This window comes from Kitasatospora sp. NPDC059747 (assembly GCF_042732955.1).
In the GTDB taxonomy this organism is placed as follows: domain Bacteria; phylum Actinomycetota; class Actinomycetes; order Streptomycetales; family Streptomycetaceae; genus Kitasatospora.
Genome location: NZ_JBHWGV010000001.1, coordinates 175,669 through 181,397 on the forward strand (window position 1 = coordinate 175,669; position 5,729 = coordinate 181,397).

Genomic DNA, 5,729 nt, shown 5'->3' on the forward strand with positions numbered 1-5,729 from the left:
GGGCTGGAGAGCATGGTCTCCACGACCGTGCCGCGCGCGCTCAGCCCCGCGCGCAGCTCACGTGCGCGTCACATGCGCGAGATCCTCAGGTACCGCTTGAGGTCCGGCAGGCTCTGCCAGACCAGCGCGCCGATCCCCGCCAGCAGGGCGGCGCAGAACAGTTTCCTCAGCATGGTGTCGTCTCCTTCTCCGGCTGCGCGGCCTCGTCCACGACCCGCAGGACCACTTGGACCGCCTCTTCCACGGCGGCGGCGACCGGGGCGCTCAGCCCGATGCCCTCTTCCAGCGACGCCGGCTCGCAGCCGACCACCAGCACCCGTCCGGGCGGCTCGCCGCCGGTGCCCGCGGCGAGCGTGGCGAGCAGCCCGAGCACGGCGTCGGGCCCCATCCGGTGCCCGTCCAGCAGCGGCGCCTCCAGCGGCTCGGCGGCCGCCTCGATGAGGTAGACGGTGCCGGGCGCCCCGCCGCGGCAGGTGGCGTCCACCAGCACGGCGGTCCGGTAGCCGTCGAGCAGCCGGTAGGCGAGGTCCACGCCGCGCACGCCGACGTCGACCACCTCGACGCCGTCCGGCACCGGGTGGGCGGCGAGCCGCCGGACGGTCTCGACCCCGAAGCCGTCGTCGCCGAGGAAGATGTTCCCCACCCCGGCCACCAGCACCTTCGGTCCGCTCACGACTCCTCCAGCGGGGTGACCTCGTCGGGCTGGAAGTAGCGGAAGCGCCCCTGGGCCCGCCACAGGTCGGCGCCCGGGTCGTCCTCCACCGTGACGGCCAGGTGCACCGAGCCGTCCACGTCGTGCAGCACGGCCTCGACGACGCCCGTCCGCCCGGCCAGGAACAGGTCCTGGGCGTCGGTGCGGCGCCGTCCGGGCCGCAGCAGCACCCGGCTGCCGGCGGCGACGGCACGGCCGTCGACCAGCACCTCGTCCCGCTCGGGGTCGACCGCCGGATCGTTGCCCGGGTCCCACCAGGGCTGCTCCGCATCGGCGGAGGAGATCTCGCGCAGCCCGCGGATGGCCCCGTGCAGGCGCTCCAGCACCTCGGGCGGCATCGACTCGGCGAGGTCGATCACGGCGCCGGCCCGTTCGTCGGTGCCCCGCGCCTCCCGCTTCTCCTCGTCCGTGAGGGCCGCGGTGCGCAGCGCGAGGATCTCGTCGATCTCGGTCGCGTCGTACAGCGTGCCGAGGCTCTCCGGGGCCACCCGCGGATGGTCCTCCAGGATGATCGGCGAGGAGAGGATCACCTTGCACCCGCCGTCCGCTCCGGCCAGGACGGGCCACGTCTGCTCGTTGCGGCACCGCTCGACGGCCGCACGCGCCCACTCGGGCGGGTCGGTGACCGACAGGAACCGGCCGTGCTCCAGCCCGAGCAGCAGGTGCGCGGAGACCAGGGCGCGCGGCAGCGCCTCCTCTCGCGGTGTGCGCCGGCGCGGCATCCAGGTGGACGCGTTCTCCACGACGGCCGTGAGGCGCTGCGCACGGTAGGGGCCCGGCAGCTCCTCGGCCCTCAACCGCACGACGCCGTCGACCTGTTCGCGCCGCCGGACGAGGCGTCCGACGGCGGTGCCGTCCTCGCGCAGCAGCTCGGTCTCGCCGACGCCCGGCAGGCGGAACCCGTGCTGCACCCCCTCGCCCATCAACTCCTCGACCGACACGAGGAGTTCGATCCGCTCCTCGACGGCCTCGTCCCACTCGACGAGCACCCGGTCGGCCAGCTCCAGCCGCTCCACCGGTTCGAACCCGCCGGTGGCGGTGGCCTGTTCGACGGTGCGCCGCTGGACGCGCAGGAAGCGCAGCTCGACCGCGAGCCGGTCGTCCTGCCGCGCCTCCATGACGCACTCGGTGCGCTGGTGGGAGTGCTCGCCGCCCTGCGCGGTGTACTCGGGCGGCACCAGGACGCCGAACTGCCAGCGCAGCCGGTTCTTGGCCGCCGAGGCGCGGTACGGGTAGAGCACGTAGCCCTCCAGCAGCACGGCGTCGGCGATCTGCCGCGCCCCGGCGAAGCCGCTCTCGATCGATTCCGGAAAAGCGGTCACCGGAGCGCCTCCTCGACGGCCGCCGCCGCGAGCAGCTCGCGCACCGTCGCCTCCCACGAGGGCAGGGCCCGCCGGGAGCGGTAGGCCAGCAGGTCGTCCATCACGTCGTCGGGCAGGCGCAGCCAGGCGCAGCCGGGGAAGTGCTGGTCGATCGCCTCGCGCCAGACCCGCACCGGCATCCGCACCCGGGCCTCCTTGTCCCAGGGCACGGGGGTGACCTGGAAGCCGCCGGGGCCGGCGAAGGCGGTGCCGGAGAAGAGCAGCAGGAGCGGCACCTCGCCGCCGTCGAGCGCCCGGAAGTAGCGGGCGGAGGCCACCTCCAGGTCGTAGCTGCACGGCACGGCGAGGTCGGCCTCGGTCTCGCCGGTGAAGCCGGGCACGAGCAGCGGCACGGTGGCGAGCTGGATCGGGTTGAGCGTGGTCGCCCAGCGCTCCCGCTCGCCGAACAGGTCGCCCAGCCGCCCGCCCTCGGCCTCGGCGTACGACCGGCGGCCCGGTTCGATCCGCAGCTGGCACTGGAGGGCGAGGGCGTGCACCCGGGTGTCGGCCGGCGCCGTGATGCGCAGCCGGAACACCAGCGTCGGCGCGGCCGCGTACGGGTCGGAGCGCACGCCGGTGCAGGCGAAGCAGAGCGGCGTCATGCCGTCACCTCCGCGGGCAGCGGGCGGGCCCGGTCGGCGAGCCGGCCGAAGAACGCGTCGAGTTCGGCCCGCGCCTCGGCGCCGCCGTCGAAGCCGTGCCAGCACAGCCGCAGCCGGCCGACCAGCTCGTAGCAGACGTCGATCGGCACCAGGTAGCACTCGACGCGGCCGTCGGTGCGGCGCAGCAGCAGCGCCTCGACGTCGGGTTCGAGGGCGGCGGCCAGTCGGCTCCCGCCGAGGACGCGCTCCCAGGCGTCCTCGTCCAGCTCGCTCTCGGTGGCGCCGGCCGGGCCGGGGTAGAAGGCGAGGAGCTGGTCGAGCACGGCGTTGCGGAACAGGAACGCGGTGCCGACGGGGATCCCGAGCACCGACCACAGCCGCTCGTCGACGGCGCCGTCCGGGTCGGCGAGGTAGCGGTCGGGCACGGTGCGGAAGCGCCCGCCGGCCGCGCCGGGCTGCTGGAACAGCAGGCCGCACGCGGTGCAGGTGCAGGCCAGGGCGCGCTCCTCGACGTCCACCAGGTGGCGGTGGCCGGGCGGCAGGTCGCGGCCGCAGAAGCCGCACTGCTCGGGGCGCGGCGGCGCCGGCTCGCGCAGCCGGCGCAGCAGGGCGGTCCCGTCCCGGGAGACCCTCCGGGTGTTCATCGCGCCTCCGCGGGCTGCTGCGGGCGGGTGCCGATCTGGAGCAGCTGCGGGGCGCGCTCCAGCTCGACGGCCGTCACCTCGGGGGCGTGGCAGGCGAGGACGGCCTCGACGTCCTGGTCGGAGCAGCCGCAGCCGGAGGCCGTCCGGCGCAGCCGCAGGGCGCCGGTGGCCGGTTCGAAGCCGAGCACCTCGACCCGCTCGGGCAGGGCCGCGAGCGCCCGGTCGATCCGGGCGGTCACGTCCTCGGGGTGCAGGTCGTGCAGGAGCAGCAGCCCCGCGACGGCGGGGTCGTCCAGCATCCGCTCCAGGGCGGGCGGGGCGAGCGCCGGCACCAGCCTGGCCAGGCCCTCGCCGTAGAACTCCATGAGGTCACGCACGAGTTGCTCGCCCGCCTCCTCGGCGCCGCTGCCGGCCAGGGCGTCCAGGGCCTCCTGGATCCGCAGCCCGGTCTGCTCGGCCGTCATGCGGTGAGCCCACTCAGGCCGGTGGGCACGTGCATGGTCTGCACGGTGCGCCCGCCGCCGACGTACATGTGCACGCCGCAGGGCAGGCAGGGGTCGAAGCTGCGCACGGCGCGCATGATGTCGATGCCCTTGAAGTTCTCCGGGGAGTTCTCCTCGAAGATCGGCGTGTTCTGCACCGCGTCCTCGTACGGGCCGGGCGTGCCGTAGCTGTCGCGCACGCTCGCGTTCCACGGGGTCGGCGGGTACGGGTGGTAGTTGGCGATCTTGCCGTCGCGGATGACCATGTGGTGCGAGAGCACGCCGCGCACGGCCTCGGTGAAGCCGCAGCCGATCGACTCGTCCGGCACCTCGAAGCGCTCCCAGGTCTGGCTGCGCCCGGCGCGGACCTCGTCGAGCGCCTTCTCGGCGAAGTGCAGGGCGGCGGCGGCCGCGTACGCCTGGAAGTAGGTGCGGGCGCGGTTGCGCTCGATGGCGTTGCTCCACTGCGGGATCTTCCACTCGAAGGTGACCTCGGGCTTGGTCATCGAGCGGGGCAGGTTGATCTTGACGCTGTGTCCGGTGGCCTTGATGTAGCCGATGTCGACGAGACCGGACAGCGCGGTGGACCACAGGCGGGCGATCGGGCCGCCGCCGGTGTCGAGGGCGAGGTGGTCCTTGCCGTCGAACCAGCGCGGGGACATCACCCAGCTGTACTTGTCGTCGAAGTTCCGCTTCTGCGGCTGCGGGATGGTGTGCTGGTTCCACGGGTGGCGCGGGTCGACCGGGTTGCCGAGCGGGTCGTGGGTGACGAACAGCTCCTTGCCCTGCCAGTCCTCGTAGTAGGAGCTGCCGAGCAGGATGCGGATGCCGAGGTTGATCTGGGTGAGGTCGTTGGTGACGAGCTTGCCGTCCACGACGACGCCGGGGGTGACGAACATCCGCCGGCCCCAGTCCGTCATGTTGCGGTACGTGAAGTCGCAGTGGTCCGGGTCGTTGAGGCTGCCCCAGCAGCCGAGCAGGACGCGGCGGCGGCCGACCTCCTCGTAGCCGGGCAGCGCCTGGTAGAAGAAGTCGAAGAGGTCGTCGTGCAGCGGCACGACCTTCTTCATGAACTCGACGTAGCGCATCAGCCGGGTCAGGTAGTCGGTGAACAGCTGCACCGTCGCGACGGTGCCGACGCCGCCCGGGTAGAGCGTGGAGGGGTGCACGTGGCGGCCCTCCATGAGGCAGAACATCTCCCGGGTGTAGCGGCTGACCTGCAGCGCCTCGCGGTAGAACTCGCCCTCGATCGGGTTGAGCGAGCGCATGATGTCGGCGATCGTCTTGTAGCCGTGGTCGCGGGCGTGCGGGGCCTCGGTGCGCTCGGCCAGCTCCAGGACGCCCGGGTTGGTCTCCTTGACCATCTTCTCGCAGTAGTCGACCCCGACCAGGTTCTCCTGGAAGATGTTGTGGTCGAACATGTACTCGGCGGCCTCGCCGAGGTTGATGATCCACTCGCCCAGGTGCGGGGGCTTCACGCCGTAGGCCATGTTCTGCGTGTAGACCGAACAGGTGGCGTGGTTGTCGCCGCAGATCCCGCAGATCCGGCTGGTGATGAAGTGCGCGTCGCGGGGGTCCTTGCCGCGCATGAAGACGCTGTAGCCGCGGAAGACGGACGAGGTGCTGTAGCACTCCGCGACCCTCTTCTGCTTGAAGTCGATCTTCGTGTGGATGCCCAGGCTGCCCACGATCCGGGTGATCGGGTCCCAGGACATCTCGGTCAGGCCGCTGCCGTCGCCGGAGGCCCTGGTCGTCGGTGTTGCCATCGTGTGTGTCGTGCCCTTCTGTCGTGGCCTGCTTGGGTGGGGAGGTGGGCGGGGCGGCGACGCGCGCCCCCCCACCCGCCCGCGCCGGGCGCCGCCCCGCGCCACCCCGCGCCGCGGCGCGACCGCGGTCCGGGGGGCGCCCGGTCGCGCGCCCCCCGCGCC

7 protein-coding genes are annotated in these 5,729 nt (G+C 73.3%); all 7 read right to left on the bottom strand.

All coding sequences use genetic code 11. The annotated features are described in order from the left end of the window. Nucleotides 1-68: 68 nt before the first annotated feature. From ACFV4G_RS00830 to ACFV4G_RS00860, 7 genes are read right to left on the bottom strand one after another with little or no spacing between them, the layout of a single operon-like run. Nucleotides 69-173 (bottom strand): DUF6893 family small protein, encoded by a 105-nt coding sequence (locus tag ACFV4G_RS00830; protein WP_380397724.1) that lies wholly within the window; start codon nt 171-173, stop codon nt 69-71. Further along, nucleotides 167-673, bottom strand: a complete 507-nt coding sequence (locus tag ACFV4G_RS00835) for a hydrogenase maturation protease (protein WP_380435248.1) — start codon at nt 671-673, stop codon at nt 167-169. Before ACFV4G_RS00835 ends, ACFV4G_RS00830 begins: the two co-directional genes overlap by 7 nt. Continuing rightward, complete coding sequence (locus ACFV4G_RS00840) at nt 670-2,034, bottom strand: hypothetical protein (RefSeq protein WP_380435249.1); 1,365 nt, start codon at nt 2,032-2,034, stop codon at nt 670-672. Before ACFV4G_RS00840 ends, ACFV4G_RS00835 begins: the two co-directional genes overlap by 4 nt. Further along, nucleotides 2,031-2,675, bottom strand: a complete 645-nt coding sequence (locus ACFV4G_RS00845; RefSeq protein WP_380435250.1) for a DUF6084 family protein — start codon at nt 2,673-2,675, stop codon at nt 2,031-2,033. Before ACFV4G_RS00845 ends, ACFV4G_RS00840 begins: the two co-directional genes overlap by 4 nt. Further along, complete coding sequence (locus ACFV4G_RS00850) at nt 2,672-3,319, bottom strand: DUF5947 family protein (RefSeq protein ID WP_380435251.1); 648 nt, start codon at nt 3,317-3,319, stop codon at nt 2,672-2,674. The genes ACFV4G_RS00845 and ACFV4G_RS00850 overlap by 4 nt, the downstream gene beginning before the upstream one ends. Beyond that, nucleotides 3,316-3,783 carry a thioredoxin gene (locus tag ACFV4G_RS00855; RefSeq protein WP_380435252.1) on the bottom strand — a complete coding sequence of 156 codons (468 nt, stop codon included), beginning with the start codon at nt 3,781-3,783 and terminating at the stop codon, nt 3,316-3,318. Before ACFV4G_RS00855 ends, ACFV4G_RS00850 begins: the two co-directional genes overlap by 4 nt. Next, nucleotides 3,780-5,567 carry a nickel-dependent hydrogenase large subunit gene (locus tag ACFV4G_RS00860; RefSeq protein WP_380435253.1) on the bottom strand — a complete coding sequence of 596 codons (1,788 nt, stop codon included), beginning with the start codon at nt 5,565-5,567 and terminating at the stop codon, nt 3,780-3,782. Before ACFV4G_RS00860 ends, ACFV4G_RS00855 begins: the two co-directional genes overlap by 4 nt. Between the last annotated feature and the right edge of the window lie 162 nt (nt 5,568-5,729).

What these genes read in the sequence shown, in the direction of transcription:
- ACFV4G_RS00845 (WP_380435250.1), bottom strand. Translation starts at nt 2,675, where the DNA reads ATGACGCCGCTCTGCTTCGCCTGCACCGGCGTGCGCTCCGACCCGTAC.
- ACFV4G_RS00830 (WP_380397724.1), bottom strand. Translation starts at nt 173, where the DNA reads ATGCTGAGGAAACTGTTCTGCGCCGCCCTGCTGGCGGGGATCGGCGCG.
- ACFV4G_RS00850 (WP_380435251.1), bottom strand. Translation starts at nt 3,319, where the DNA reads ATGAACACCCGGAGGGTCTCCCGGGACGGGACCGCCCTGCTGCGCCGG.
- ACFV4G_RS00860 (WP_380435253.1), bottom strand. Translation starts at nt 5,567, where the DNA reads ATGGCAACACCGACGACCAGGGCCTCCGGCGACGGCAGCGGCCTGACC.
- ACFV4G_RS00855 (WP_380435252.1), bottom strand. Translation starts at nt 3,783, where the DNA reads ATGACGGCCGAGCAGACCGGGCTGCGGATCCAGGAGGCCCTGGACGCC.